Source organism: Streptomyces sp. SID5785, from assembly GCF_009870065.1.
GTDB lineage: Bacteria > Actinomycetota > Actinomycetes > Streptomycetales > Streptomycetaceae > Streptomyces.
In genome coordinates this window covers 1-722 of sequence record NZ_WWIA01000639.1, presented here as the reverse complement: position 1 = coordinate 722, position 722 = coordinate 1, and the positions used below count along the sequence as shown (strand labels likewise).

Here is a 722-nt window from a genome sequence, read left to right as displayed (position 1 = left end):
CGCCGCCGGGCGACGGTCGGCACGTCGCGCCGGGTCGCCGTGTACGCGGCGGGCGGCCCGGCCGTGCGCCGCGGGGTCGCGCCCGTGTCGAGGTACGCCCGCAGCAGCCGCTCCGCCTCGTCGAGGCCGAGCCGGTGCGCGGGCTCCCGCTCCAGCAGGCCGCGGACCACCGGGAGCAGCGGTGCGGCCTCGGCGGGCGGGCGGATCTCCTCGTAGACGACCGCGTGCAGGATGCCGCCGAGCGAGTCGCGGCGGAACGGCGACACGCCGCTGAGCGCCGCGCACAGCAGCGCGCCGAGCGACCACAGGTCGGCTCCCGCACCGGCCCGCTCCCCCGCCATCCGCTCGGGCGCCGTGTACTCGGGCGAGCCGACGAAGCCGCCGGTCTCGGTGAGCGTGGTGGCGCCCTCGACCTGCGCGATGCCGAAGTCGGTGAGGACGACGCGGCCGGTCGCCGGTTCGAGCAGGACGTTCGCCGGCTTGAGGTCGCGGTGCAGGACGCCCGCGGCGTGCGCGACGCGCAGGGCGCCGAGCAGGGCGACGCCGATCCGCGCGGCCTCGCGGACGTCGAGCGGCCCGTCGTGGGCGATGCGGTCGGCGAGCGAGCAGCCCTCGACCAGCTCCATCACGATGTACGGGCGTCCGTCCTGCACCACGACGTCGTGCACGACGATCACATGCGGGTGTCTGAGCTGGGCGACGGCCCGGGCCTCCCGCAGCAT

General features: G+C 77.1%; 1 protein-coding gene. It reads right to left on the bottom strand.

Features of this window, described 5'->3' with window-relative positions; genetic code table 11:
- Positions 1 to 722 (bottom strand): serine/threonine-protein kinase (locus GTW43_RS20815; RefSeq protein WP_161303529.1); only part of this gene is annotated, 722 nt, incomplete at both ends.